Annotated in this window: 25 protein-coding genes and 1 tRNA gene; 4 read left to right on the forward strand and 22 right to left on the reverse strand. The window is 37.3% G+C overall.

Annotated elements, in window-relative coordinates; genetic code table 11:
- The first annotated feature begins 56 nt into the window (after nt 1-56).
- Nucleotides 57-1,622, forward strand: a complete 1,566-nt coding sequence (locus IGI80_RS00680; RefSeq protein WP_016632964.1) for a membrane protein — start codon at nt 57-59, stop codon at nt 1,620-1,622.
- 353 nt (nt 1,623-1,975) lie between these two features.
- On the forward strand, nt 1,976-2,707 hold the full coding sequence (locus IGI80_RS00685) for a DUF4950 domain-containing protein (protein ID WP_438723391.1): 732 nt from the start codon (nt 1,976-1,978) through the stop codon (nt 2,705-2,707).
- A 259-nt stretch (nt 2,708-2,966) separates the two neighbouring features.
- Here the strand turns inward: IGI80_RS00685 and IGI80_RS00690 are convergent, their stop codons facing one another.
- The 9 genes from IGI80_RS00690 to IGI80_RS00730 all read right to left on the reverse strand — a co-directional run bounded on the left by IGI80_RS00690 (nt 2,967) and on the right by IGI80_RS00730 (nt 12,522).
- The gene (locus IGI80_RS00690; protein ID WP_002387217.1) at nt 2,967-4,031 is read right to left on the reverse strand and encodes an FUSC family protein; all 1,065 of its coding nucleotides are present in this window, start codon (nt 4,029-4,031) and stop codon (nt 2,967-2,969) included.
- A 255-nt stretch (nt 4,032-4,286) separates the two neighbouring features.
- Nucleotides 4,287-4,538 carry a hypothetical protein gene (locus tag IGI80_RS00695; protein ID WP_002389274.1) on the reverse strand — a complete coding sequence of 84 codons (252 nt, stop codon included), beginning with the start codon at nt 4,536-4,538 and terminating at the stop codon, nt 4,287-4,289.
- An 89-nt stretch (nt 4,539-4,627) separates the two neighbouring features.
- Nucleotides 4,628-4,717 (reverse strand) — tRNA-Ser (locus IGI80_RS00700).
- Nucleotides 4,718-4,812: 95 nt separating this feature from the next.
- Complete coding sequence (gene rpmG, locus IGI80_RS00705; RefSeq protein ID WP_002356321.1) at nt 4,813-4,962, reverse strand: 50S ribosomal protein L33; 150 nt, start codon at nt 4,960-4,962, stop codon at nt 4,813-4,815.
- 125 nt (nt 4,963-5,087) lie between these two features.
- Nucleotides 5,088-7,223: a peptidoglycan D,D-transpeptidase FtsI family protein gene (locus IGI80_RS00710; RefSeq protein ID WP_438722372.1), complete on the reverse strand. Its 2,136-nt coding sequence runs from the start codon at nt 7,221-7,223 to the stop codon at nt 5,088-5,090.
- A gap of 164 nt (nt 7,224-7,387) precedes the next feature.
- The gene (gene thrS, locus IGI80_RS00715) at nt 7,388-9,325 is read right to left on the reverse strand and encodes a threonine--tRNA ligase (RefSeq protein WP_002362353.1); all 1,938 of its coding nucleotides are present in this window, start codon (nt 9,323-9,325) and stop codon (nt 7,388-7,390) included.
- A gap of 396 nt (nt 9,326-9,721) precedes the next feature.
- Entirely contained in the window at nt 9,722-9,901 is a 180-nt protein-coding gene (locus IGI80_RS00720; RefSeq protein ID WP_438722374.1) for a 2-hydroxymuconate tautomerase, read from the reverse strand.
- Between the two features lie 165 nt (nt 9,902-10,066).
- Entirely contained in the window at nt 10,067-11,512 is a 1,446-nt protein-coding gene (locus tag IGI80_RS00725) for a L,D-transpeptidase family protein (protein ID WP_002370561.1), read from the reverse strand.
- Between the two features lie 146 nt (nt 11,513-11,658).
- Nucleotides 11,659-12,522, reverse strand: a complete 864-nt coding sequence (locus tag IGI80_RS00730) for an aminoglycoside 6-adenylyltransferase (protein WP_002381386.1) — start codon at nt 12,520-12,522, stop codon at nt 11,659-11,661.
- A gap of 121 nt (nt 12,523-12,643) precedes the next feature.
- Here IGI80_RS00730 and IGI80_RS00735 point away from each other — a divergent pair, with 121 nt between their 5' ends.
- Both IGI80_RS00735 and IGI80_RS00740 read left to right on the forward strand, forming a co-directional pair.
- A complete protein-coding gene (locus IGI80_RS00735) occupies nt 12,644-13,225 on the forward strand; it encodes a YdcF family protein (protein WP_002359392.1) in 582 nt (193 codons plus the stop codon).
- 157 nt (nt 13,226-13,382) lie between these two features.
- Nucleotides 13,383-14,327 carry an endo-beta-N-acetylglucosaminidase gene (locus IGI80_RS00740; RefSeq protein WP_438722376.1) on the forward strand — a complete coding sequence of 315 codons (945 nt, stop codon included), beginning with the start codon at nt 13,383-13,385 and terminating at the stop codon, nt 14,325-14,327.
- Nucleotides 14,328-14,606: 279 nt separating this feature from the next.
- On the opposite strand, the gene IGI80_RS00745 is transcribed toward IGI80_RS00740, so the two are convergent.
- The 13 genes from IGI80_RS00745 to IGI80_RS00805 all read right to left on the reverse strand — a co-directional run bounded on the left by IGI80_RS00745 (nt 14,607) and on the right by IGI80_RS00805 (nt 25,429).
- Nucleotides 14,607-15,437: a DUF6287 domain-containing protein gene (locus tag IGI80_RS00745; RefSeq protein WP_002362359.1), complete on the reverse strand. Its 831-nt coding sequence runs from the start codon at nt 15,435-15,437 to the stop codon at nt 14,607-14,609.
- Nucleotides 15,438-15,671: 234 nt separating this feature from the next.
- A complete protein-coding gene (locus IGI80_RS00750; protein ID WP_438722377.1) occupies nt 15,672-16,391 on the reverse strand; it encodes a YebC/PmpR family DNA-binding transcriptional regulator in 720 nt (239 codons plus the stop codon).
- Nucleotides 16,392-16,477: 86 nt separating this feature from the next.
- Nucleotides 16,478-17,665, reverse strand: a complete 1,188-nt coding sequence (locus tag IGI80_RS00755) for a nucleotidyltransferase (protein ID WP_002356304.1) — start codon at nt 17,663-17,665, stop codon at nt 16,478-16,480.
- A gap of 80 nt (nt 17,666-17,745) precedes the next feature.
- Nucleotides 17,746-18,486, reverse strand: coding sequence for a class I SAM-dependent DNA methyltransferase (locus IGI80_RS00760; RefSeq protein WP_002356302.1), 741 nt, complete (start codon nt 18,484-18,486; stop codon nt 17,746-17,748).
- Nucleotide 18,487: 1 nt separating this feature from the next.
- A complete protein-coding gene (gene rsfS, locus IGI80_RS00765; RefSeq protein ID WP_033072556.1) occupies nt 18,488-18,826 on the reverse strand; it encodes a ribosome silencing factor in 339 nt (112 codons plus the stop codon).
- A gap of 46 nt (nt 18,827-18,872) precedes the next feature.
- Complete coding sequence (gene yqeK / locus IGI80_RS00770) at nt 18,873-19,463, reverse strand: bis(5'-nucleosyl)-tetraphosphatase (symmetrical) YqeK (RefSeq protein WP_002356300.1); 591 nt, start codon at nt 19,461-19,463, stop codon at nt 18,873-18,875.
- Nucleotides 19,441-20,100: a nicotinate-nucleotide adenylyltransferase gene (locus IGI80_RS00775; protein ID WP_002365150.1), complete on the reverse strand. Its 660-nt coding sequence runs from the start codon at nt 20,098-20,100 to the stop codon at nt 19,441-19,443. The genes yqeK and IGI80_RS00775 overlap by 23 nt, the downstream gene beginning before the upstream one ends.
- A 17-nt stretch (nt 20,101-20,117) precedes the next feature.
- Entirely contained in the window at nt 20,118-20,429 is a 312-nt protein-coding gene (gene yhbY / locus IGI80_RS00780) for a ribosome assembly RNA-binding protein YhbY (RefSeq protein WP_002356298.1), read from the reverse strand.
- Nucleotides 20,430-20,452: 23 nt separating this feature from the next.
- Complete coding sequence (yqeH, locus tag IGI80_RS00785) at nt 20,453-21,562, reverse strand: ribosome biogenesis GTPase YqeH (RefSeq protein ID WP_002381381.1); 1,110 nt, start codon at nt 21,560-21,562, stop codon at nt 20,453-20,455.
- Nucleotides 21,559-22,086, reverse strand: coding sequence for a YqeG family HAD IIIA-type phosphatase (locus IGI80_RS00790; RefSeq protein WP_002356296.1), 528 nt, complete (start codon nt 22,084-22,086; stop codon nt 21,559-21,561). Before IGI80_RS00790 ends, yqeH begins: the two co-directional genes overlap by 4 nt.
- A gap of 221 nt (nt 22,087-22,307) precedes the next feature.
- Nucleotides 22,308-23,096: an acetyl-CoA carboxylase carboxyl transferase subunit alpha gene (locus tag IGI80_RS00795; protein ID WP_438722379.1), complete on the reverse strand. Its 789-nt coding sequence runs from the start codon at nt 23,094-23,096 to the stop codon at nt 22,308-22,310.
- Between the two features lies 1 nt (nt 23,097).
- Complete coding sequence (accD, locus tag IGI80_RS00800; protein ID WP_002356293.1) at nt 23,098-23,964, reverse strand: acetyl-CoA carboxylase, carboxyltransferase subunit beta; 867 nt, start codon at nt 23,962-23,964, stop codon at nt 23,098-23,100.
- A gap of 94 nt (nt 23,965-24,058) precedes the next feature.
- Nucleotides 24,059-25,429 (reverse strand): acetyl-CoA carboxylase biotin carboxylase subunit, encoded by a 1,371-nt coding sequence (locus tag IGI80_RS00805; RefSeq protein WP_002359385.1) that lies wholly within the window; start codon nt 25,427-25,429, stop codon nt 24,059-24,061.
- Nucleotides 25,430-25,432: the final 3 nt, after the last annotated feature.

A 25,432-nucleotide genomic window follows, 5' to 3' on the forward strand; every position in this document is an offset into this window, starting at 1 on the left:
CTTTTTTCTTATTTTAAAATCTTTATGATAAAATAAGAACTAGTCTAGCTAAAAAAATGGAAGGAGAAAATATGGCTACTTTTAAACGGATTCTGAATCTAGAAAATTATATTTTTACTTTTTTTATTTTATTTGTCTTTTACGGCGCAATTAACTCTCCCTATTCGCTGGTAAAAATTCTTTGGGAAAAGCCTAAGCACTTGCTTGTTTTACTTCCTCTATTAATTATTCTATTGTTGATTATTTATAAAAACAAAAAATTTCTTTACACTAAGATTCAAGCGCTCTGGCACTTAATAAAAACCCATGATCGTGTGGTTATTATTGGTAGTTTGGTCAGTTTATTTTTACTACAACTTTTACTCCTGACGCAGATTACTGTGCCGATTGGCTGGGATGTTTTTGACAACTTTCATAGTATTACCACTGAAAATAGGGATTATTCAAAAATCGTACTTTCTTTAAACCCCAATAACGAATTTTTCTTTTTCATGATGTATTACCTGAATAAATTTTTGCGTTTCATTGATGTAACAGGGAGCTGGAGCAACACTTGGTTTAGTTGGCAAGTGGTTAATTGCTTGTTTATTAATAGCAGTTTATTTCTCTTTTATCATGCCTCTAAACGTGTCTTCAATCCATTAACGGCCTTCGTTGCTTATAGTTTATTTTTTCTTTCTTTCGGATTGTCTCCATGGTTACTCACGCCTTATACAGATACGGCCGTCTTATTGTTCATCAACCTAGTCTTTTTTGCATATAGCCTTTTTGACCAAGTTTCCCCTCCCTTCGTAAAATATTGTTTATTACTGTTTATTGGGATTGGCCTAGCTTGGTGTTTTTTAATGAAACCTTCGTCTATTATCTTTTTTATTGCATTTAGTTGTATCAAAGTGCTGCAACTTCTTTTAGTAAATCGGAACAAACAGTCTATCGTAAAATTAACCGTGGTTGCTCTCTTTTTACTGACTGGTTTCGCCAGCGCATATTATAGTTTTCAATTTTTTGTGGAAAAACAAACGATTACGGAAATCGATAAAGAACAAGCCAAACCTTGGACACTTTTTGTAATGATGGGTTTGACTGGAACTGGCGGTTACAATGATGCAGATACACAAGCAGTAAATCAGTTGCCTACACAAGAAGCCAAAAAAGCTTATACCATAAAAATGATTCAAGACCGTTTAAAAAATAAAGGATTCTTTGGTTATCTCCGTTTTCTGGCTCAAAAAAATCGTCATAATACTGCCAATGGTGATTTTGACTGGGGTTGGGATGGCGGTGATTTAATCCCAGAAACACCTTCTAAAAATCGTTGGCAAGAACACTTGCGGTCACTGTATTATCCGCAAAATCAAAAAAGTAACTATCTACGAATTTATATGCATTTTTTCTATTTACTCACATTACTAGGTCTATTGTTCAGTATCCCTCTAAAAGATTCAAAAAATAACTACGCGATTTTAAAATTAGCTTTCATTGGAGCTATTCTGTATTTATTGCTCTTTGAAGGCGGCCGCTCTCGCTATCTAATCCAGTTTATGCCGTTTTGGTACTTGTTATCAGCGAGTGGTTGGCTGGGATTGAGAGAGATTCGAAGATACAAAAAAATAGTAAAATAGAAAAGAGGATTGAGTTAAAAATGAAAAAAAGTTTACTGGGGTTGATTGTTTTTTTATCCTTACTGACCCTTACTTCTTGCAGAAATAAAGTGACCACAAAAGAGCTAATGGCAAACGAGTGGGCCGTAAACTCCAACGTTGATGAAGTAGTAATGATTGTATCATTCAGCGAAGATACCGCTACTTTCAAAATCAATACAGATGAACACACATCAACTGCAAAAAATGATTTGGAAAAAGCAGGCGAAGAATTAGGTAAACAAATTGCAAATAAAATAGAATACAAAGTCAAATACCATCTAAAAAACAATCAAATTCGTTGGGAAAATGAAGGAAAAGAAGTAGCTTACAAGATAAAAAAAGAAAAGCAAAATCTACTTTTCACTCCTACTACGACAAACAATTCTGATAACCAAACAAAACTAGTTTTGAAACCTTACACAAAGAAAAGTATTGATTCTTCCACTCAAAAAGATAAAACGGAAGAAACCAGCTCTAATTATCAAAACGTCTCATCTGAAACAAACCAATCTACCTCTTCATCTACTACTAAAGAACCGCTACCACAAGTTAGCTTAGCTGATTTTATAGGCGGTTGGGGTATTCCTCAAAGTGATAACTTATTTTTTATAAATGCTGACGGAACACTCACTAGCATAACTCAATCGAATGTTCCTCTTCAAAATGTAAGTTTTTCTGTGGATGAGAATGGTAATCAAATAATGACGTTTCTTTTGAATAATACGCCCCGAACAGTAACGAAAAATAATGATGGTACTTTAACTGTTAATGGACAAATATACACTTATCTAGGTAATATTACGTTGGAACAATTAATTGAAAGAAATAATCAAACTCAACAAGTTTTTGAACAATCTGAGCAGCAACCACCACAAAACTCTGATTCTAGTGAACAAATACAAAATTCTAAATCAGACCAACCTATATACGATACGGTACGAAGTGGTGAAGGTGGGCGACAGTTAGCCGAAAGAAATGGTTTAACCTTGGAAGAATTATTAGCATTAAATCCAGGCATTGAAACTTCTGTTTTTTATCCTGGTCAGTCATTACGAATTAAATAGAAATTTAGGTATACTAATAGATAATAGTCTATAAAAGTAGAACTGGACCATCTACCATTTACTTTGGGATACCAGTTGATGGCAATAGGTTTGACGAAGTGGAACTAGACCTTGTACCTACTGGCTCAGCAAAAATTGCGACATTTGATATAGCAGTTGGGCATTGATTAACAGCATGCATATAATTTGATAATATGGAATATAAACAAAAATGTCTAAGGAGCCTAACATTCTTTCAAGAAAGAATGTTAGGCTCCTTTTATTCAGACAATTTCAGCCACTCTTTACGATTGCAATAGGACATAGTTTTTACAAAGACAAAATGATAAAGCAAACCGTAAGCTAGTCCCAACATATTTAACAAAATTCTTAAGTAAAGACTTGTTTCTAGCCCAAATATCATAGAGGCTGCCATGATAGCACCAACACAATTAAAAATCGTTTTACTTTTATAAGATGTGCATAAGCCTAAACAAAGTCCTCCTAAAATACCAAGTAGGTTCGTTGGTATATAAAATAACAAGATAGCCGATACTAGAGAACCAATAACGACCCCTATTATTCGTTCTTTTGCTCGTTCAGACAATTTAAACGTCTCATACCCAGAAAATAATGACGAACTAGCAAATGTTGCCCACATAAAGCGGTCAATCTGAAGGTGCGTTCCTATAAAAAGTAATAAGCTAATGCCTAAAGCGTAATAACCAAACCAAATATTTCTTTGATTAAAAAAACCATTTTCTGTAACCATCTGTATAAAAGTAATCTCTTGATCCAATTTTTTATGTTTCACATGATAAACAAAAGCTAAAAGTAGATAAGCAAACACTAATACAAAGAAAGTTTGTTCTAATTGCTGAAACGATTGATAGTGAACCGTGCCAACTAAATATAAGTAGGAGAACGTATACAAGCCCGGATTACCCATTTTAGGGTTTTTACCAGTTAAGAAAAACAATGCCAGCAAGCAGATAAAATGAAGACCCCATTGTAAAAATGATACAGAAATCAGTGAAATTAGTGGACTAACACCTAGAATTGTTAACACGATTCCTAAACTAAGCAAGGCCTGTTTTTCCCTGTAGCCATATGAGACGAAACGGATACTCAACAGCAAACAAAATAATACAATTGAAAAAGGCGCTACAGCTTTTCCAAAGAAAAAAGTAATCGTCGACACCCACAAAATCGCAAACGAAACTAATAAGATATCCCTTATTAACAAGGCACGCCAAAAATATCTCCGCTGTTTTTTAGTGTCCGCTTGATGAATTTTTTGTTTTAAAATAAATGGATCTAACTGCAATAATTGATAAAAAGTCACCTAAAATCATCTCCTAAAAATCGACTCTTCTCAATTCATTATTCCAACTTTTCCTTCTATAAAATCATAAGAAAAGTAGTTGTGACGAACATTTTACTACAACTTTTTTTCTGAATCAATACATGCTTTATTTCTTAATTCAATACCTCTCCCGATACGATTTGCTTACTTCATAAAAAATAAGCCTAGAAAAAATCAAAACGATTAATTCTAGACTCAAACTTAAATAACTGTTGAACAAAAGCTAGCGCTTTTTTACATAAACTTTTCCAACAGATCCATTTCTTTTTCTAATTCTTTTTCATCATACTTGTCATACTTACCAGCTTCGTGTGCAATTTTTTTAATCTCATGAATGGCTTTTTTTTCAACAATCCATTTCTTCATACTATGTTTTTTTGTATCCTCATCTAGCGAGGCCAACTCTTCTAAACTTGCATCCAATTTGTTCAAAACGTCGGCAATTTTTACTAATGCTTGCGCTTCTTTTTCTTCATAGTTTGACATAATAGACACCTCTTCTTAAGTATTTTTCTACTTTAAGTGTACGTCTCTGTCGTTTTATTTGCAACTAATAACTCAACTGCTTCTCAGTACGGAGGATAAGGGATTCGAACCCTTGCACGATGTTACTCGCCTAACGGTTTTCGAGACCGTCCCCTTCAGCCAAACTTGGGTAATCCTCCCTCTACATTCCATCTACAAATGAACATGTAATGAATCAAAAGATAAAAAGCCTAGACCCTTACACAACAAGGATTCTAGGCTCTATCTAAATAAATTATTTAGTTTCACGGTGTAAAGTAACTTTTCTTTCACGTGGGCAATATTTTTGTTTTTCTAAACGATCAGGATTGTTACGTTTATTTTTATTTGTTAAGTAGTTACGTTCTTTACAAGAAGTACACTCTAAAGTGATGTTTACGCGCATGTTTTCCCCTCCTACTAATAATTGATCTTTCCAAGAGATTTCTTAGACTTAAATATCATACCATTTTTTTTGTCATTTGACTACCCTTTTGGGCAAATTTGTAAAGTAGAACTACTTTACAAATTTTATTTTTTGTACATCTCCATATACGCTTCTAAAACTTCTTTGGCAATCGTTTGGTTTGGTTTGGAAGCTTCATCATTTAAGTGTGGTAAAACAACACTAATTGCAATTTCAGGATTTTCGTACGGCGCATAAGCCACCAAGTTACTATTAACCGTTGTGTGAACAATTCCGTTAGCATCCTTTGCTTGCGTTTCGGCGGTCCCTGTTTTAGCAGCAATCGAAAACTTGTCTGATTTTAAACCCGGTGCCGTAGTAAATTGACTAGTTCCATTTACCACATTATAGAAACCTTGTTGAAGAATTCCTATCTGGTCTTCAGAAATATTCACCTTATTCAAAACTTTTGGTTCGATTTCTTTTAAAATTTTTCCTAAAGCTCCATTTTCATCATTGCCATAGATTCCTTCTACCACATGGGGTTGCACGCGGATACCATTATTTGCGACAGTGGAAACGTACTGTGCTAATTGTAACGCGCTATAGGTATCATATTGCCCAAAAGATAGGTCAAGAAGATTACCACCTTGTGGCGCAGAAGACGAATCCTTAAAGTCCTTGTTTTGAATTCCTGTTGTTTCTCCTGGTATATCAATTCCAGTTTTCGTTCCCATACCATATTCTGCAAAAGCTTTTCTTAATTCTTTAAAGACAGTGTCATCTCCTACTTCATAAGGGAAAATCATATTGGGATAATAATTCACACCCATCATTTTAAAGACTAATTTCATCATATAAGCATTCGAAGAATATTCTAACGCTTGCTCCGCAGTTAATTGCATGGTTGTTCCGCCAGAAGCATTCCACCAAGAAGCTTTTGGATTACTACCTGCTAGTAAAATAGCTTCATCTGTTAAAACGTCATTGCCTTTAATGACGCCTGTTTCATAACCAGCTGTTAAAGTACCTGCTTTCACAACTGATCCAGGAACTTCAGAATTCAAAATAGGTGCTAAAGGATTAGGTGTGACTTCTCCAGTTGCTAAATCATGATGAAATCCGGACATCGCTAAAATAGCTCCTGTTTGAGGGTTCATAGCAACGACATATGCATTTTCTGAGTATGGTCCAATGGTTTTGACTATTTGTGAATAGTTTCGTTGTAAAATTTCATCAACTTTGTTTTGGAAATTTGAATCAATCGTTAATTTTAAGTTGGAGCCTTTTTCCCCTTTGGAAATTGGGGTTTGTGAAACAATCTTTCCGTTATTGTCTAAAACGACTTCTGATTTTGCTTTTTTACCTTGTAGAACGTCTTCATATTGTTTTTCTAAATAGCTAGTTCCAACACGGTCATTTCGTGCATAGCCTTTTTTCAAATATTCATCGACTTCTTCGGCTGGCAATCCTTGTTTTTCAGTTGAAACGGTGCCCAACAGGCTACGTAATGCGCCACTTTGAGAATAATCACGCGTCCAATCAGTCCCTGTTGAAACACCAGATATTTCCGCTGTGTGTTCACCAATTGTCGCAATTTCACCTTCTGTTACCCCTTCATTCTTGATGAAGACCGTGTTCATTTGTGACGCTGCATTCATTCGTTTAAAAATCGTCACTGCTTGTAAGGTTCGGTCATCAAACGCAATTTCTTCAGGGGTGACTTTTTCAACTGCTTTGGCATATAATGTGCCTTCGTCCGTAATTTTGTTGCCTTTTTCATCTTCTTTATCTTGATCGGTTAAACGGGCTTGGGCTGCTTTTAAATTTTCAGGATTCGCTAGCCAATAATCTTTTTTGTCACGATCCGTTAAGTTTGGATCAACTGGAACGTTAATAAGTTCGTTGACTTTATTCGCAATCGGTAAAATATCTTTTCCTTCAATATTTTTTCCTCGTGTGTAAGTGATTGCTAAATTGGCTTTGTTAGAAACCAAGACTTTTCCTTGTGAATCATAAATTTGTCCTCGAGGGGATGGTGTCGTGATTTGTAGTGAAGAATTGGCAGTGATTTTTTTGTTAAACTCTTCTCCTTCTACAATCTGTAAATACCCTAAACGAACAATTAATGAAACAAATAAAGTGAATATCACAAAAAATAATAAGTTCAATCGAAAAGGAATATGTGGCTTTCTACCTCGTTGACTCTTTGCTGCGGCATCTGTTTTTTTTATTTTATCTATAAATGAGTTTTTCTTCATACCTCTAGTCCCTTCACTAAAAAGTTTCGCATTCTCATTGTAACAAAAAATAGTCAAAAAATCAGGATTATTCCTAGCTCTAAGGAAATATTTAATTATTTTGTTGTTGAAAAAAGTCAAAAGGACTTCTGAATTCAGAAGTCCTTTTGACTTTTTCTCTTTTTTTAACGGCTGTAATTGTGAACTTCAGCAGCCATGCTGTCAATGAAAATTGATAAATCTTCGACAGACGTTTCTTTGCTTCCATAACGACGGACGTTAACCGTTGCGTCTTCCATTTCTTTGTCCCCGACCACTAATTGATAAGGTACTTTTTGTGTTTGAGAGGCCCGAATTTTGTAGCCCATTTTTTCGTTACGATCATCGACTTCGACACGTAAGCCTTGTGCTTGTAAACGTTCTTTGATTTCATAAGCATACTCAGAATGCGCTTCTACAGAAACTGGGATAATAGTTGCTTGAATTGGTGCTAACCAAGTAGGGAAAGCGCCTTTGTAAACTTCTGTTAAGTAAGCCACAAATCGTTCCATTGTTGAGACAATACCACGGTGGATAACAACTGGGCGATGTGTATTTTCACCATCTTCGCCAACATAAGTTAAGTCAAAACGTTCTGGTAATAAGAAGTCTAATTGGATGGTTGATAATGTTTCTTCCATTCCTAAAGCTGTTTTTACTTGAACATCTAACTTCGGACCGTAAAAGGCAGCTTCGCCTTCTGCTTCAAAGTAATCTAATTCTAATTCATCCATGGCAGCTTTTAACATCGCTTGCGCTTTTTCCCACATCGCATCATCATCAAAATATTTGTCTGTATTATTTGGATCACGATAGCTTAAGCGGAAACGATAATCCGTAATGTTAAAGTCAGCATAGACTGCCACCATTAACTCCAAAGTACGTTTAAATTCGTCTTTAATTTGGTCAGGACGAACAAAAGTATGGCCATCGTTTAAAGTCATTTCACGAACACGTTGTAACCCTGATAATGCGCCAGATTTTTCATAGCGGTGCATCATCCCTAATTCAGCGATTCGAATTGGCAATTCGCGGTAACTATGAATGTCATTTTTATAAACCATCATATGGTGTGGACAGTTCATTGGACGTAATACTAGCATTTCGCCATCGCCCATATCCATTGGTGGGAACATATCTTCATGGTAATGATCCCAGTGACCAGATGTTTTGTATAATTCCACATCTGCCATAATTGGTGTATACACATGTTGGTAACCTAAGCTAATTTCTTTGTCCACAATATAACGTTCAATTGTACGACGAATGGTTGCGCCTTTTGGTAACCAGAAAGGTAACCCTGAACCAACTTCTTGTGAAACCATAAATAAATCTAATTCTTTTCCTAATTTACGGTGGTCACGTTCTTTGGCTTCCTCGCGCATTTTGATAAATTCTTTTAAATCTTTTTTATCGAAAAAGGCAGTGCCATAAATCCGTTGCATCATGTGATTGTCAGAGTTTCCGCGCCAATAAGCACCAGCTACTGAAAGTAATTTAAAGACTTGAATCCGTCCTGTTGAAGGGACGTGAACACCACGACATAAATCAACAAAATCGCCTTGATCATAGACAGTGATGATTTCATCTTCTGGCAAATCTGTAATTAATTCAACTTTGTAAGGATCATCAGCAAATAATTCTAACGCTTCTGCACGTGAGATTTCTTTACGAACGATTGGGTTATTTTCCTTCACAATTTTCATCATTTCGGCTTCAATTGCAGGTAAATCTTCCGCTGTCACAGGGGATTCCCCATTATCTGTATCATAGTAGAACCCAGAATCAATCGCAGGACCTACGCCAAATTTAATGTTAGGGAAAAGACGACGTAAGGCATTAGCCATTAAATGAGCTGATGAATGACGTAAAATTCCTAAAGCATCTTCATGATCAGGTGTCACGATTTCAAGCGAACCATCTTCTGCGATAGGACGATCTAAATCGATTAAAACACCATTGAATTTACCAGCTAAAGCTTTTTTGGCTAAACTGTTGCTAATACTTTTAGCAACATCAAATGTTGTAACCCCAGAATCAAACGGTTTGACAGCGCCATCTGGAAAAGTAATGTGAATAGACATAATAAAATTCTCTCCTTTTAATTTTTTTGATTTGAAGCGTTTCATTGTGTTCCTGTTTTTCACAATGAAACGAAACAGCCACCTGTTCCCCTTGTTAAAAAACAAAAAGTCCTAGTATTCTAACGAATACTAGGACGAAAATATCGTGGTTCCACCTAATTTTGAACACAAATAATCTATGTTCCTCTAGCGTGTTAACGGTGCGACCGCCTTTGTTTCAACAAAGGTTTCGAAAGTGGTCATCCCTTGTGCCAATCTGGAAAATTTTCAGCCAAGATTTTCCTCTCTAATAGATCGCGGGCAAGTTCAGTTGTCTTTCTCATCAATCATTTATGCACTTATTTAACCACTTATTTTCAGAAAAAGCAAGTGATTCAACAGAAATTCTCTGAAAACTTATTTTTTCCATTCGCCTCCTTGTGCATAGCGGTCTTTTTTCAATTCATTGACAATCACATGGATATTCTTTTTTGGTGCACCAGCGTTTTTTGACACAGCTTCTGTAATATCTTTGACCATATTAGTTAACTGTTCTTCTGTGCGGCCTTCAATTAATTCTACATGTACAAATGGCATCTTCGTTCCCCCAATTTAAATTGCTTGTTCTGTTTGTATCATAGAGCGGGATATGACGCTTGTCAATAAAAAATTGGAGACGTCAGTCGTTACGGTTGACGTCTCCAATTTTTACTTTTCAGATACACAGCTGGACCAAAGTGCGGTCTTGCCTAATATCTCTTTTTATACTTCTTCGCCGTAATCTACAGGTTTATCAAATTCACCTGGTGCATCATCATAGATATGTCCGTAGATAATTACCGGCATTCCGTCATAGGATACATCAAAGATTTTTGAAACTTCTGTTCCTGGCGTATTGATACAGCCATTACTACCAGCATCGGTTTTAAAGGCTTCTTTATCGCCATACTTATCCAATTTATGGTCGGAGTCATGAATCCCGATTTGTGTGACAACGCCCCCTTGACTTAATAACGGCATCCAATATTTTACTGGCACACTGTATCGAGAACCATCAAGCATTTGACCTTCTAAATTCACATCGGTTGTCCGATATAAAATTGTATGGAATCCTGGTACTGTTGCGGTTCCTTTGTTATATCTGCCAGTAATGACATCTGTGGTGACTATTTTTTTGCCATCAATGAAACAATACATTTTTTGATCTTTTAAATCAATTTCAATGTAATTATTGGCAATTTTACTATTTTCTTTGGTATCGCCAACCAACGGAGCAGTGATTGCATTCGTTTGTTCTTGGCTATTCAGCGCGTTTACTAGTAGTTCTTGCGTTTTGGCCCCATCAATCGACCAGCCATAACTTCCGTTGTTTTTAAAACGACGTGTCGTGCCGTGAACATCTGTAAATAAAACTGGTTGATTAGCAGAACCATATGTTGTTTCTAATTGTGTCACCCAAGTAGTTAGTTTTTCTTTGTTGATTGTGCCATCATCATTCAGCACGTTTTGAATTTGTGTTTTATCAAAGGCTACTTTTTCACCATTAATATCAACTGTAATTGTTTTATTTAACTTGTTATTGAGCGTTGTCAATGTTGCCTTTAACGTTTGATCCTCTTTTGTAATTTCAGGGGCTTTATAAAAATCTTTGGCATTGTATTGATAGTTGCCTTTTCCCGCTTCAACATCCGCAATAATCTGCTGATTTAAGCGCTGTGTGTCCACTACTGTGCCTTGTTCTTCAGGAACAATTTCAAAAGTGCCATTGCCTCGACGGATACTCGCATTTTTGCTTGGTTTCCCCTCTGGAAAACTTAAAGTCGCTAATTTAGCTTCTAGTTCTTTTTTGAATGCCTCGTTTAACGGTAGCTTCACCTTGCTACTGTGTAAATGGTCTTTTAAAAATTTTTGATCCAATTGGTATTTTTTAGGAAGTTGAATTTTTTCTTCTTTTGTCCCCGTTTGAACCACAACTTCTTCGGTTTGATTAACTTGCGCTAATTTTTCTTCTGCAGCATTTACATTTAACCAGCCTACAGAAACTCCATTTACTTTTGTGGTTGGTAAAAAGTGACTTTGAAAATAAACATAACTGCCCCCAGCAACCAGAGCTAGTCCAACCAAAGAAGTAATAATTACTTTCTTTTTATTATTTTTTCCTGATTTTTGACGACGTGTATTACGCATTTGCATTTCTTCTTTTTTCATTTGTTCATCCTTTATATCAATAATTTTAGGTTTATTTCTTAGAGACTAGGCAACAAACAACTGCGGTGATCTACAATCAAAAAAGGTTCCCTTTCTCTCGCAGATTAATTTTTTCAATTATACACTATTTTTATGTTGTTTTCAGCTTATTTTCCTTGTAAATCCTTTAATCTTAAAGAATTTGTATACTCTGTGACTTTTTTTGCTTCTTGTAAATGATACGTAAACTGGGCCATTTTAGCAAAATCCTGAGCGACGACGTCAAAAAAGGCTTGTGTCTTTATTAAGCTGTTCCAACAAGCTTCTTTACTAGAAAAATCCAGCAACGATGCTAATTGATCCATCGTGTCAGGAGTGACATAATTTTTCAGATACTTAAATTGTTTCCCAACAGAAATTGGCTCCGGTTCCTGCCAAGCCGCTTGCCAAGAAAGCAAGCGCAACAGTTCCTGCTGACAATATTCATAGAGATGTGTGACAGCGTAAAATAGTTCATTCCGACAAAGCCCCTTAACTACATACGTACTAACCCACCAAAATTCATTGCAACAATCGTTAAATTGCTGCTGATCCGGAACTGTTACTGTATAATTTTTATCAGATGCTACAGGTAAAGGCGGCAAATTTTCATCTTTGTCTAACAAGATAATTGCTAAAGAATCGCCTTCATGCCAATTATCTTTTTCTGCGAGAGGACACAACGTTAAATCGATACGTTGGCCATCTTCAAATAACATTAAAAATGTTTCCCGCGTCTTCGGTTCTGTGGGAAATAAGGTCATTTCCTTGGGACGTTGCATAATTAATGGTTGTCCAAATTTTGCTATCCACGTTGCTGTTTCAAAAAACTCAGCACATGGTTCTACAATATAAACAATGTCGAAATCTTGAAAACTATCTTTTGGCGCTTTCACATTCGTGCGAGACCCCACCATTCCCACAGCTCGAATGTGTTCTTCTTGTTTTGCTACATCCATAATAAGTTGAAACATTTCTTCTTCTGTACGCATTCACTCGCTCCCTCTCTTCAAAAGTTTCTATTAAAACATAGATTTTTTTATAAGTCTTTTGTTTTCTATCGCTTTTTCTATGGTACTTCGTATACACTAACATTACAAGGAGGGATGTTTCATGCATTGGTTAAAAATAACAAGTTTATCCATTGTCAGTTTTGGCTTTTGTATTCTTTTGATTTTAGGTCTACTTATTTTTACTGGCAAAAATACGCAACCCACCGATAAACCAGATGCTATTTTAATTTTAGGGGCCCGTGTTTTAGGGACGTCTAAAGAAACCGCACTGCCCAGCCGTGTTTTGCAAGCTCGGTTAGATGTGGCTATCCCCTATATTAAACAACACCCCGAGACACCCGTTATTGTTAGCGGAGGGCAAGGAGCAGATGAGCCGGCTACGGAAGCCGCGGTTATGAAACAATACTTGCTAAATAAAGGTGTTCCAGAAAAACAGATTCTCTTAGAAAATCGTGCCACACGCACCAAAGAAAATATTGTCAATTCACAAAAACTCCTTTCTTTTAAACGGTTAGTGATTGTTACTAGTGACTTTCACATGTACCGCTCGCAACTTTTAGCCAAGCGAGCAGGCATCTCAAATGTTTCAGGCATCACTGCGGCTTCTTCTTTTCCAAAAGATATCAAAAATTTTGGTCGAGAGCTGCTTTCTTTAGGCTATGCCTTACTCTTTGATTGGTAAAAGAGCGTCCTTCGCAAGACCATTTTGCGAAGGACGCTTTTATATTCTGTGGATTTGCTCACTTTTGTTCTCTTCTTCTTGTGTTTAAATTATAAAAATGATAACATATCTTTGTTAGCGCTTACAAATAATATTTATTTTATAGGAGGAGAAAGTTATGGGGCATCAATTGAGCACTCATTTTTTTAACAAGAAAACAGGGATTATTTCAACTTTTTTAAGTTTGATACTTTTAGTCGGTGGGTTACTGTTTGCACTACCTGCATTTGAAGTACAAGCAGCATCAACTGTTACACCTAAAACAGTCATGTATATAGAAGTAAACAACCACGATTTTAACAATGTGGGAAAATATACTTTAGCTGGAACCAATCAACCTGCTTTTGATATGGGGATTATTTTTGCAGCCAATATTAATTATGACACGGTCAATAAAAAACCTTACTTATATCTAAATGAACGGGTCCAACAAACTTTAAACGAAGCTGAAACACAAATTCGTCCAGTTCAAGCACGCGGCACTAAAGTCCTATTGTCTATTTTAGGCAACCATGAAGGTGCTGGCTTTGCTAATTTCCCAACTTACGAAAGTGCGGATGCCTTTGCAGCTCAATTAGAACAAGTCGTTAATACGTATCATTTAGATGGTATTGATTTTGATGATGAGTATGCTGAATACGGAAAAAATGGGACGCCTCAACCAAATAATTCTTCGTTCATTTGGTTACTTCAAGCCTTAAGAAATCGCTTAGGCAATGATAAATTAATTACTTTTTATAATATTGGACCAGCGGCTGCGAACTCTTCAGCTAATCCTCAAATGAGTTCTTTAATTGATTATGCTTGGAACCCTTATTATAGTACCTGGAATCCGCCACAAATTGCGGGGATGCCTGCTTCTCGTTTAGGTGCTTCTGCCGTTGAAGTTGGTGTCAATCAAAATCTAGCTGCGCAATATGCTAAACGTACAAAAGCGGAGCAATATGGTATTTATCTAATGTATAACCTCCCAGGAAAAGATTCATCTGCGTATATCTCGGCGGCGACACAAGAACTTTATGGTCGAAAAACGAACTATTCACCAACTGTTCCAACACCTTAATTATTATCTCGTGTCTACAAGCGCCAACATGTAAAGAGTTAAAAGCCAGCTTACTACAAGCTGGCTTTTTGGTATCTTGAGCGAATAGTTTTACACAAAAAAAGACCCGCCCTTTGGGTAAGGACGGGAAAGGAGTTAAAAATGAAAAAGTGTTTTGTGTTGTTAAGGTTGTTTGTTGATATGCTTATATCTTACAAACTAAATGTGAAGATTTTGTGATCATTTCATTCTTATTTTGCTACTTTTATAGGAATTAAATAGATTGCCACTAGACTATCTTTAGTTGCCTCGTGCATCCGTTATTCTGACTGCTCCTTGTGGTGATACTCTGTAAAAACCGACAGTCCCTGTCCCTCCATTTGCAACCATCTGTTTCGATTGGGCTCTAAAAAAGAAGTCATTTCCATTCATACCCAAAAATCCAAGGTTCGTATCATTATTTTCTGCATCAGTCAGTGTCTTTCTAATATATGTCTCTGCTTTTTCTTGTGTATCGATGATTTTTGCCTCTTCATTTTGGTCTTGATTTTCCTCTTCAGAAGAACGATAGTAATACTCTTCCGCAGGATAATTTCCACTATCTTGAGTAATTAACAATCGCGGTTTCGTCTTATCCGATTGGTCGCCGTTAGGATTTTCAACACCAATTCTATATAATAATAGCGCAGCACCAGTAGGCCCCCACCTAATACTTAAGCTTGTAATTGGTCGCGACTCATCAGTAGGTGAATCCTTCGTAATCATTCCTCCGGTATTTGTACTACCATCAGGATGAATGATCAAACTCTCTCCTTTACCATTTTTCCATGTTCCAACTAAAGTAGTAAAATCGCCAGCATTAATCGCTGTAGTATCTAAATCAGCTACAGTTAGCTGACTGTTGTCTTCATCAGCTGTGGACTCTTCATTTTTCACTGATTCGTTAGACTCGACACTGTGGCTCGCTTGTTCGTTTGTCTTATCAATTGTTTCACTCATTTTTTCATTCGTCTCTTCAACTTTAGAGGATGCCTCCGTTGAAGCGGTTACTTTCTTTTCTTTTGGTTCCCGACAAGCAGTTAATGATAAAACCGCTAGCCCGACAAAAAACGCGAACATTCCCTTTTTCACGCCTATTCACCCCGTTCAATGATCTATCTTACTAGACTATTGTACTATTAATTCAACTGTTTAGACAAATATTTATGGAACAGACAAAAGTTGAACCTGTCATTGAATGCTTTGTGTCACATGGACCTATCAATCAACTTTCTTTTTTCTATGTATTATATGAAAAAAAGTGAGCCATCAGTCAAAATGACCGATGGCTCACTTTCTAAATCTTAAAACAAACGAACAAATGGATTATTCAGGTAAATCTACATTATGATGAACTTTTTGAACATCTTCTAAATCTTCTAAAACGTCTAACATTTTTTCAAAGTTCGCTAAATCGTCGCCTTCTAATGTTACTTCGTTTTGTGGAACCATTTCTAACTCAGTAACCGTGAATTCTTCAATGCCTTTTTCTTTTAACGCTTCTTGTGCATGGTGGAAATCTTCTGGTTCTGTGTAAACGATAATTTGACCGTCTTCTTCAACAACATCGCGAACATCAATGTCTTTTTCCATTAAGTATTCTAAAATTTCATCCGCATCGTCACCAGCAAAGCCAATGATACCTGTATTATCAAACATGTAGGAAACAGCACCGCTGACACCCATGTTTCCGCCGTTTTTACCAAATGCGGCCCGCACATCTGCTGCTGTTCGGTTCACGTTGTTTGTTAAAGCATCAACAATGACCATTGAACCATTTGGCCCAAATCCTTCATAGCGTAATTCAGAATATTGTTCATCTGCTGAACCTTTTGCTTTTTCAATAGCGCGATCAATAATATGTTTTGGTACATTGTATGTTTTGGCGCGTTCGATTACAAACAGTAATTTTTGGTTTGCATGAGGATCAGGGTCTCCTGACTTCGCTGCTACGTAAATTTCAATCCCGAATTTTGCATAAACACGGCTATTGTTTGCGTCTTTGGCAGCTTTTTTCTCTTTAATATTTGCCCATTTACGGCCCATATTCTCACTTCGCTTTCTCTGATTTGTTGTTAGTATCTTATCCCTTGTTTATTATACTGGGGAAACTGATTTTTGTTAAGTATTTTTTAGGTATCTGGCGAAAATCGTAAGGGAAACCGACCAAAATTTTGTTCTTTTAAAGAAGAATCTCCCATCTGGTATAGTTGATTGGCGCGAATATCTAACGAAAGCATTGCGCGGTTTTCTTTAGATACTTTGGAAATTACCGGCAATTGAATCTGTGCTTTGGTTTCTTTTAGATAAGCTTGTCCCTTTGGCGTAAATCCTAGCACATGGAGATAGCTGTCTTGCCAAACAGTTTCAACTTCTTCTTTGGTCATATTTAACAATATATAGGTTGCTAATCGTTGCAATCTTGTCCAAGTATAACGCTTCGTTTTCATACGTTCCATTAATTCGTGAAAAGAACCTGCTGCTTGGATTTGATCTTTTAGTCGATATTCAAGTCCTTCCGTCATTTGGTAAATGGCTTGTAACTCTTCTAACGAGGATTGAACAATTTTATACTTTAGGAAGGGCCAATAATTTTCCCATGAAATCATTGTCTGTGTTTGTAAATGTTGTGCGGTTATAGAAGGAACCGTTGGCAGCACTTGCGTTATTTCTTGTTGAAAAACACTTTGCCTAATCGCCGTGGCGCTAGCAACTTTCCCAGAAATCGTTGCATCATGAAAGCCCGCTTGTTTTCTAGCAATTGGGTAGAGCGTCATCGGGGTTGGATACGTGGCATTTTCCTTTGCATAACTCATCCCCAAAATATGATTAGGCGAAGAAAAATCGAACCTGCTTTCAGGATATACTTGACGAAAAACAGCAGTCATTTTTTGTGGATAACTCAATTGTTTGTCTGTCAATGCGTGGAACGTTTGATCAATTAAGGATTGATTTTCTTGGACAAACTGGCCGAAAGCCGCATAATCAATTGCGCTTGTACTATCTGTTCCAAAACATAAGCTCTCACATTGCAACGCCTGCAATAACTTTATACCGCCTTTGGCAAAGTAATCCGCAGACTGTACCGACCAAGCTGTCGGCAATTCAATGACTAAATCCACACCATTTTGCAAAGCTTCTTCTGCTCTGGCCCACTTATCTAGTAAGGCTGGTTCTCCTCTTTGTAAAAAATTTCCACTCATTATAGCAATCACTACTTCAGCTCCGCTTTGTTGGCGAGCTTGTTGGGCATGATAGCGATGTCCATTATGAAAGGGATTATATTCCACGATAATGCCACAGGCTTTCACTCTAGCCACCTCCGTTATAAAAAAATGGACTTATCAGCAAAGAGACAAACGTTTTTAAGCGCTGTCCCAAGCTCATAAGCCAAATCTTATTAATCTCTTTGACAAACAAAGAACCAGCGTTCACTTGTTTCAGTTGGTGCTTCATCTGTAAAGTCTGCATAAACTTTGACATTCATGAAACCAGCACTTTCTAACATTCGTAAATAGTTATCTAACGAATAGGTTCGTTCTTGATGCAATTCATCATACCGAACAAAGTGCTCATCTGTTTCCTGTTCTTTCACAAAAAATGTTAAGAAATGTTCGATGCTGTGTTCTTTTTCACCAGCGTAACTATCCCATAGAAAAGCAAATTCTTCTGTTTGATAATGATAGCTATATTCTGGAAAAACTGAATCAATTTTGTAAGTAGAATGAACATCAAAAATGAACGTTCCTTCCTCTTCTAACGCTTGATAAACTTCATCGAACACTTGTTGTACTTCTTGGCGATTAGCCATATAGCACAGTGAATCAGAAAAACAAGTGATGGCTTGGTATTGTCCCACTTCAGATAAATCTAGCATATTTCCCTGAACAAATTGAACTGGCACTTCTTCTTCAAAGGCCCGTTCACTAGCAATCATCAACATTTCTTCTGATAAGTCTAAGGCCGTCACATCGTAACCACTTTTCGCAAAATCAACTGCTAAAGCGCCTGTACCACAAGCCATTTCAAGAATTTGTTGGGTTCCTTGTGGGAGATGACGATTGGAAAAATCCAACCATTTTTGGTATAGGCTTTCGTCCATCACTTCGTCATAGACGAAAGCAAACGTTTCATAGGCCATTTTAGTCGACCCAAGCGCTTAGATCAACCATTGGGGCATCTGACCATAATTTTTCTAAATTGTAAAAGGCACGTTCTGAAGATTGGAATACATGGACAATAACATCGCCTAAATCGATTAAAATCCATTTTCCGCCTTCTTTACCTTCCACACGCTTGACTTCTACTTGATTTTTGGCTTCTTGTTCGTTAATTTCATCAACAATCGCATTGATTTGACGTTCACTATTGGCTTGGCAAATTAAAAAATAATCTGCTAATAATGAAATCTCTCTTACGTCTAATGCGACAATTTCTTCTGCTCGTTTTGAATCTGCTGCTTTGACAGCAATTTCTAAAATTTTCTGGCTATCTATGATAGTTCCCTCCTAGTAATTCTTTCTTCTTTTATTTTTGATTAACGACCCATTGATTGTAGGTCTCTAACGTTTTTGGATAAATTTTATGTTCTTGTTCAATCAAATGTAACAAGGTATGTTTCGTTTCATAAGCAACCGCTGCATCTAAGTCAACAAGGGCAATTTCACGGGCTTCTTTCACACCTGGAAAATCACGTCCTGGTTCAATGTAATCTGCGACATAAATAATTTTATCTAGCAAGCTCATCTTAGCAGCCCCAGTTGTATGCACACGAATTGCCTGCAAGATTTCTTCGTCATCAATGGCTAATTCCCGTTGAACAATATCCGCCCCAACTAAGCCATGCCAAATTTCATTGCCATAGTTTAATAAAGCCAAATCAAAACCATCTCGGCGAATAATCAACTCGAATTCATCGTTTGGACGTTCTTTGGCGTAATCATGCGTCAAAGCAGCAATACTGGCTTTGGCTTCATCGGCACCATATTTCGCTGCCAAGGCCACAGCTGTTTCCTCGACTCCTAACACATGGCGAAAGCGACGTTCACTCATTTGCATTTGAACTTTTTGCATTAATAATTCACGTTGTGCAGCATCATAATTTGTTATCCAGCTCATCTTGATACAGTCCCTTCTCTTGAATATAGTTTATCACATTCTCTGGAAGAAGATAGCGTGTTGAGCAACCACTTTTGACTTTTTGTCTAATCAAAGTGGAACTAATCGCCATCTGCGGAACATCGACCCAAATAATTGGATAGGTAGATTCCGTTGGATAATTAGGACGCCGAATGCCGACAAATTGAACTAAATGGAGTAAGTCATCAATCCGATGCCATTTGGGCAAGTATTCCACCATATCTCCACCAATTATAAAATAATAATCAGTATCTGGATTGGCTTCTTTTAAGGCTTTCATTGTATCATACGTGTAACTTTTGCCTTTGCGAATTAATTCAATTGGCTCAATATCTAAGCAGGGATTATCAGCCACCGCTAGTTCTAACATTGCTAACCGATGTTCGCTGCTAATTGTTTTCTTTTCGTCTACATGTGGTGGTAAGTACGTAGGCATTAAGTAAACTTTGTCCAAACCTAGTTGATTTTGAACTTGATCGGCCATGACAAGATGTGCTAAATGAACGGGATTAAAATTACCACCTAACAAGCCGACTTGCTTTCTTGTTTGAAAACGTAATGGTTCCTCTTGCAAGAGAACGTCCGCTCCTTGACGCGCTTGTCTTTTTTCTCCCATTGTTCATCCCTCCAATATTAAATCTCTTTGACTGCTGCTGAAATTTTTTGATATTTTTCTTTACTTGATGGCTTGAATAAGACCAACACGCGACCAATAATTTGTACCACATCGCAATGAATGGCTGCTGTTAGTTCTTCTGCAACCTCTTCTGCTACTTCATCTGTATTTTGTAATAACGTAATTTTAATCAATTCACGTTTTTCCAACGCTTCATCAATTTGTGTAATCATTGCGTCATTCAAACCACCTTTGCCTACTTGAAAAATAGGTTGTAAATGGTGTGCCTGACTACGTAAATAACGTTTTTGTTTTCCTCTAAGTTTCAAATTGTTTGCCTTCTCTCTAAAATTTAAATTAATGCTTTTCTACGTAAAACATCGACACCTTTAGGCGCCCAACCAGCGACTACACCAGGTTCTGTGACAGTAATCCAACCTAGACCAGCAAACACAATATCCGTTTTTTCTTTCACGGAAAATTCAAAGCGCACTAATTCAGGAAACTCAGCGACTTCATCGGCACGTGGGGGCTGCAATAAGCCACCAACATGTTTTTCATAAAAAGCATCGGCGGTTGCTGTTTTTGTTCGGTGTAAATTTAAGTCATTGGAAACGTAGGCAATGAAGGAACTTTTAGCACCTTGGACATAATCAAAGCGAGCCAAGCCACCTAAAAACAAGGTTTGTTCAGCATTTAATTGGTAAACTTTCGGTTTGATTTCTTTTTGCGGTGCAATAATTTTCAAGTCTTTTTTACCTAGATAATGTGCCATTTGATGACGGTGAATAATTCCGGGCGTATCGATTAAGAAGTGGCCATCGTCTAATGGAATTTCAATTTTATCTAGCGTTGTTCCAGGAAATTGTGATGTCGTAATCACATCTTGAACACCCACTGTTTGTTGAATGATTTGATTGATTAATGTTGATTTTCCAACATTGGTCACACCTACGACATAAACGTCTCGGCCTTCACGATATTTTTCGATTGTATCTAATAACTCTTGCATTTCTTGTGGTTTCTTGCCACTTGTTAGTAAAACATCAACAGGGCGTAATCCTGCTTCATGGGCCCGTTCTCTCATCCATTGAACCATTTTAGGTTTTTTTAATGATTTAGGCAAAATATCCACTTTATTACCAACTAACAACACAGGATTATCTCCGATAAAACGATGTAGTCCTGGAATAAGAGAGCCATTAAAGTCAAAAATATCCACTACGTTCACAATCAGTGCATCTTCTGTTCCTAAACCATTCAATAAACGTAAAAAGTCATCATCTGTTAATTGGACATCTTGAATGTCATTATAATGTCTTAAGCGAAAACAACGTTGGCAATAAACTTCCCCTGTTTCCATTCCTTTTTCGAAAGCTGTTTTTGGTGTATAGCCTAATTCATGAGGATTTTCCGTTTGGATAATCGCACCACAGCCAATACAATGAATTGCCTCTGTCATTCTAATCCGCCTCTCCATGTCATTTCTGGATGTTTTTTTGATAAGTATTTCATAATTTTCCGTTCAAAGAACCGATTGATTCTAGTATTCCAGCCATCTGTATCGACAATCGGTTGAACTAAAACATTGCGTATACCCGCTGCGTTAGCTCCCCGAATATCTGTCATAATCTGATCGCCGACCATTAACATTTCAGATGGCTTCAAGCCTAATTTTTTTTCTGCTAATTTGAAGCCACGTGCGGTTGGTTTCAAGGCACGTGCTACATAATCTAAGTCAAACTTTTCAACAACGCGTTTAATCCGGCTGTCTTTGTTGTTTGAAACAACGAGGACAGTAATTCCTGCATTTTTCATTTCTAATAACCAAGTTTTTAATTCTTCTGTTCCATCGGGATTATTCCAAGCAATTAAAGTATTATCTAAGTCAGTTAGTACTGCCTTAATCCCCAGTTTTTTTAATTGTGCGGGGGTAATTTTATAAATCGCATCAATCATCCATGTCGGTTTATATTTTGAAAACATCGTGACTCCTCTCACTGACACTATGTAGTTTCTTCGATTTTAAGAGACTGAAACATAACTAAACAATTATGCTTCAGTCTCTACCTATTGTATTATACTGCATTTTACTGAAAATTTCTATAAAGGACGGTCGTTCCTTGTAAAAGAACAAGTAAAATAAAAGAAAAAATAAAAAAAGCCACCCATCAACCCCTGAAAAGTTCGTTGATGAGTAGTAACTTCTAATATTTGCGAAAACGTTGGTATCTTTTTTCTAGTAATGTTTCCGTATCTAATTTAGCTAATTCAGTTAATTTTGAAATGAACGCTTTTTGTAACATGCGATTAATTTTTGCTTGTTCCAGAGGCTGACCGTTCATAACTTCCGGAATTACTTTATCTACAATAGCTAATTCCTTCAGCTCTGTCGCTGTGATTTTCATCAATTCTGCTGCTTCTTTCGCACGACTGCCATCTTTCCACAAAATAGAGGCGAAACCTTCTGGCGAAAGAACCGCATAAATCGTGTGTTCCAACATCCAAACTTCATCTGCGACTGCTAAAGCTAAAGCACCGCCACTACCGCCCTCACCAATGATGACTGAAATGATTGGCACTTTCAAATCAGACATCTCTAACAGGTTTTGCGCAATGGCTTCCCCTTCTCCCCGCTCTTCGGCACCAATCCCACAATAGGCACCAGCAGTGTTCACAAGGGTAATGACTGGACGATTAAATTTTTCCGCTTGTTTCATTAAACGTAACGCTTTGCGATACCCTTCAGGATTAGGTGAACCAAAATTACGTTCAATATTTTCTGGTAGATTTCGACCCTTTTGGATACCTACCACTGTAACTGGTTTCCCTTGCAAAGTAGCAACACCACCGACTACAGCTAAATCATCGGCAAAGTAACGATCCCCATGAAATTCTAAAAAGTCCTCAAAAATTGCTTCTATATATTCTAAAGTTGTCAAACGATCTTGGGCTCTTGCCAAGGTAACAACATCATTGGCTGTTTTCTTTTCCATGTTAGCGCCACCCTTCCAAAGAATGTAAACGTAACAAGTCGCTCAATCGTTGACGCAAAAGATTTCTTGGCACAATCTGATCTACAAAACCATGTTCTAAAAGAAACTCGGCCTTTTGAAAATCATCTGGCAACTCTTGACGAATCGTTTGTTCAATTACACGGCGGCCAGCAAAACCGATTAAACTCTGAGGCTCTGCCAAAATAATATCGCCATCCATCGCAAAACTTGCTGTAACACCGCCAGTCGTTGGATCAGTCAATACCGTAAGATACAGCAAGCCTGCTTTGTTATGCCGTTGCAAAGCGGCCGAAATTTTCGCCATTTGCATCAATGAAAAAATTCCTTCTTGCATACGGGCACCACCAGATGCAGTGAAAATCACTACTGGTAAATGCTTTTCTGTCGCCCGCTCAAACAAGCGTGTGATTTTTTCACCAACAATCGTTCCCATACTGCCCATGATAAAATTAGCATCCATGATTCCAATTGCAACAGCTTGTCCTTCAATTGTTGCTTCTCCCGTTAAGACAGCTTCATCTAGTCCAGTTTTTTCTTGCATTTTTTCAATTTTTTCAAGATAACCAGGAAAATTTAGTGGATCTTTTGTGACTAATTCACTGTCCCAATTGTGGAAACTTTTTTCATCAACGGTTATCGCTAATCGTTCCCATGCACCAATCCGAAAACTATAGCCACAATGCGGACAGATTTTTTCTGCACCCATTTCTTTTGTATACAGTGTTCGCTTACAAGAAGGGCATTTTGCCCACATATTATCTGGAACAGAAGGCTTCTTTGATGCATCATTTGCATCAGCACGATTTGGATTAATGCGAATGTAATTTTTCTTTTTAAATAATGCCATTTGCTTACTCCTCGTATTTTAGCGGCAAGAGCTCAGCTCCTTTCAAAAGATCAATGATCTTTCCAAGCAAGAGAGCTCTTGCGGCGTTCTTTCTTTAATGATTGCTTTCTGGCTCCCAATTTGGTAGAAATGTTTCTTGTAAAAAGCTTGTGTCATAGTCACCTGTCAAAACATTGTCATGTGTAATTAAATCCAATTGGAATTCGGCATTCGTAATAATACCTTCTGTTACAATTTCATTTAGAGCCCTTTGCATTTTCATCAAGGCATCAAATCGATTTTCACCATGTACGATGACTTTCGCAATCATTGAATCATAATAAGGTGGAATTGAATACCCTGAATACATAGCGCTGTCTACACGCAAGCCCATTCCACCACTAGGCAACAAGAGATTTTGAATTTTACCTGGTGAAGGAGCAAAATTAAAGGCAGGATTTTCAGCGTTAATTCGGCACTCAATCGCATGCCCAGTCATGATAACATCCTCTTGGGTATAGCCTAAAGGTTCACCCGAAGCAATTTCTAATTGTGCTTTGACTAAATCAATCCCTGTTACCATTTCCGTAACTGGATGTTCGACTTGGATGCGGGTATTCATTTCCATGAAATAAAAGTCGCCAGCTGGATCCATCAAAAATTCAATGGTTCCGGCATTTTCATAATGCACAGCTTGTGCCGCTCGAACGGCCGTTTCGCCTAACATCTGACGCTTTTCTTCAGAAATAGCAATCGATGGTGATTCTTCTAACACTTTTTGATTATTTCTTTGTAGTGAGCAATCACGTTCCCCTAAGTGAATCACATGCCCATATTGATCACCTAAAATTTGCACTTCGATATGACGTGCTGGATAAATAATTTTTTCTAAATACATATCATCATTACCAAATGCGGCTTTGGCTTCTTGCTGCGCTGAAGTAAAGTGTTTCGGTAACTCTTCTTTTGAAAGAACTTTTCGGATTCCTTTTCCGCCACCACCAGCAGCTGCCTTTAACATCACTGGGTAACCAATTTCTTCAGCAATCGTCAACGCTTCTTCGACAGAATCAATGACGCCATCACTCCCAGGAATAACAGGTACCTTGGCTTTTTGCATCAGTTGACGTGCGTTTATTTTATTGCCCATTGCATCAATCGTTTCTGCTTTAGGACCGATAAAAGTAATGTTGCATTCTTCGCACATTGAAGCAAATTGACTATTTTCAGATAAGAAACCAAACCCTGGATGAATCGCTTCAGCATTGGTAACAATCGCTGCACTTAAAACAGCTTGAACATTTAAATAAGAATCAGTTGCTTTCGCCGGTCCAATACAAATAGCTTCATCTGCTAACTGTGTGTGTAACGCTTCTTGATCCGCTTCAGAGTAAACAGCAACTGTTTGAACGCCTAATTCGCGACAGGCACGAATAATACGAACAGCGATTTCTCCGCGGTTTGCGATTAATACTTTCGAAAACATTTT

This window comes from Enterococcus sp. DIV1420a (genome assembly GCF_051712165.1).
Classification (GTDB): Bacteria; Bacillota; Bacilli; order Lactobacillales; family Enterococcaceae; genus Enterococcus; species Enterococcus faecalis.

What these genes read in the sequence shown, in the direction of transcription:
- IGI80_RS00740 (WP_438722376.1), top strand. Translation starts at nt 13,383, where the DNA reads ATGGGGCATCAATTGAGCACTCATTTTTTTAACAAGAAAACAGGGATT.
- IGI80_RS00795 (WP_438722379.1), bottom strand. Translation starts at nt 23,096, where the DNA reads ATGGAAAAGAAAACAGCCAATGATGTTGTTACCTTGGCAAGAGCCCAA.
- IGI80_RS00710 (WP_438722372.1), bottom strand. Translation starts at nt 7,223, where the DNA reads ATGAAGAAAAACTCATTTATAGATAAAATAAAAAAAACAGATGCCGCA.
- IGI80_RS00720 (WP_438722374.1), bottom strand. Translation starts at nt 9,901, where the DNA reads ATGCCATTTGTACATGTAGAATTAATTGAAGGCCGCACAGAAGAACAG.
- IGI80_RS00750 (WP_438722377.1), bottom strand. Translation starts at nt 16,391, where the DNA reads ATGGGCCGTAAATGGGCAAATATTAAAGAGAAAAAAGCTGCCAAAGAC.
- IGI80_RS00725 (WP_002370561.1), bottom strand. Translation starts at nt 11,512, where the DNA reads ATGAAAAAAGAAGAAATGCAAATGCGTAATACACGTCGTCAAAAATCA.
- IGI80_RS00775 (WP_002365150.1), bottom strand. Translation starts at nt 20,100, where the DNA reads ATGGGAGAAAAAAGACAAGCGCGTCAAGGAGCGGACGTTCTCTTGCAA.
- IGI80_RS00680 (WP_016632964.1), top strand. Translation starts at nt 57, where the DNA reads ATGGAAGGAGAAAATATGGCTACTTTTAAACGGATTCTGAATCTAGAA.
- IGI80_RS00805 (WP_002359385.1), bottom strand. Translation starts at nt 25,429, where the DNA reads ATGTTTTCGAAAGTATTAATCGCAAACCGCGGAGAAATCGCTGTTCGT.
- yqeK (WP_002356300.1), bottom strand. Translation starts at nt 19,463, where the DNA reads ATGAGCTGGATAACAAATTATGATGCTGCACAACGTGAATTATTAATG.
- thrS (WP_002362353.1), bottom strand. Translation starts at nt 9,325, where the DNA reads ATGTCTATTCACATTACTTTTCCAGATGGCGCTGTCAAACCGTTTGAT.
- rpmG (WP_002356321.1), bottom strand. Translation starts at nt 4,962, where the DNA reads ATGCGCGTAAACATCACTTTAGAGTGTACTTCTTGTAAAGAACGTAAC.
- yqeH (WP_002381381.1), bottom strand. Translation starts at nt 21,562, where the DNA reads ATGACAGAGGCAATTCATTGTATTGGCTGTGGTGCGATTATCCAAACG.
- IGI80_RS00760 (WP_002356302.1), bottom strand. Translation starts at nt 18,486, where the DNA reads ATGGCCTATGAAACGTTTGCTTTCGTCTATGACGAAGTGATGGACGAA.
- IGI80_RS00730 (WP_002381386.1), bottom strand. Translation starts at nt 12,522, where the DNA reads ATGCGTACAGAAGAAGAAATGTTTCAACTTATTATGGATGTAGCAAAA.
- IGI80_RS00735 (WP_002359392.1), top strand. Translation starts at nt 12,644, where the DNA reads ATGCATTGGTTAAAAATAACAAGTTTATCCATTGTCAGTTTTGGCTTT.
- accD (WP_002356293.1), bottom strand. Translation starts at nt 23,964, where the DNA reads ATGGCATTATTTAAAAAGAAAAATTACATTCGCATTAATCCAAATCGT.
- IGI80_RS00695 (WP_002389274.1), bottom strand. Translation starts at nt 4,538, where the DNA reads ATGTCAAACTATGAAGAAAAAGAAGCGCAAGCATTAGTAAAAATTGCC.
- IGI80_RS00790 (WP_002356296.1), bottom strand. Translation starts at nt 22,086, where the DNA reads ATGTTTTCAAAATATAAACCGACATGGATGATTGATGCGATTTATAAA.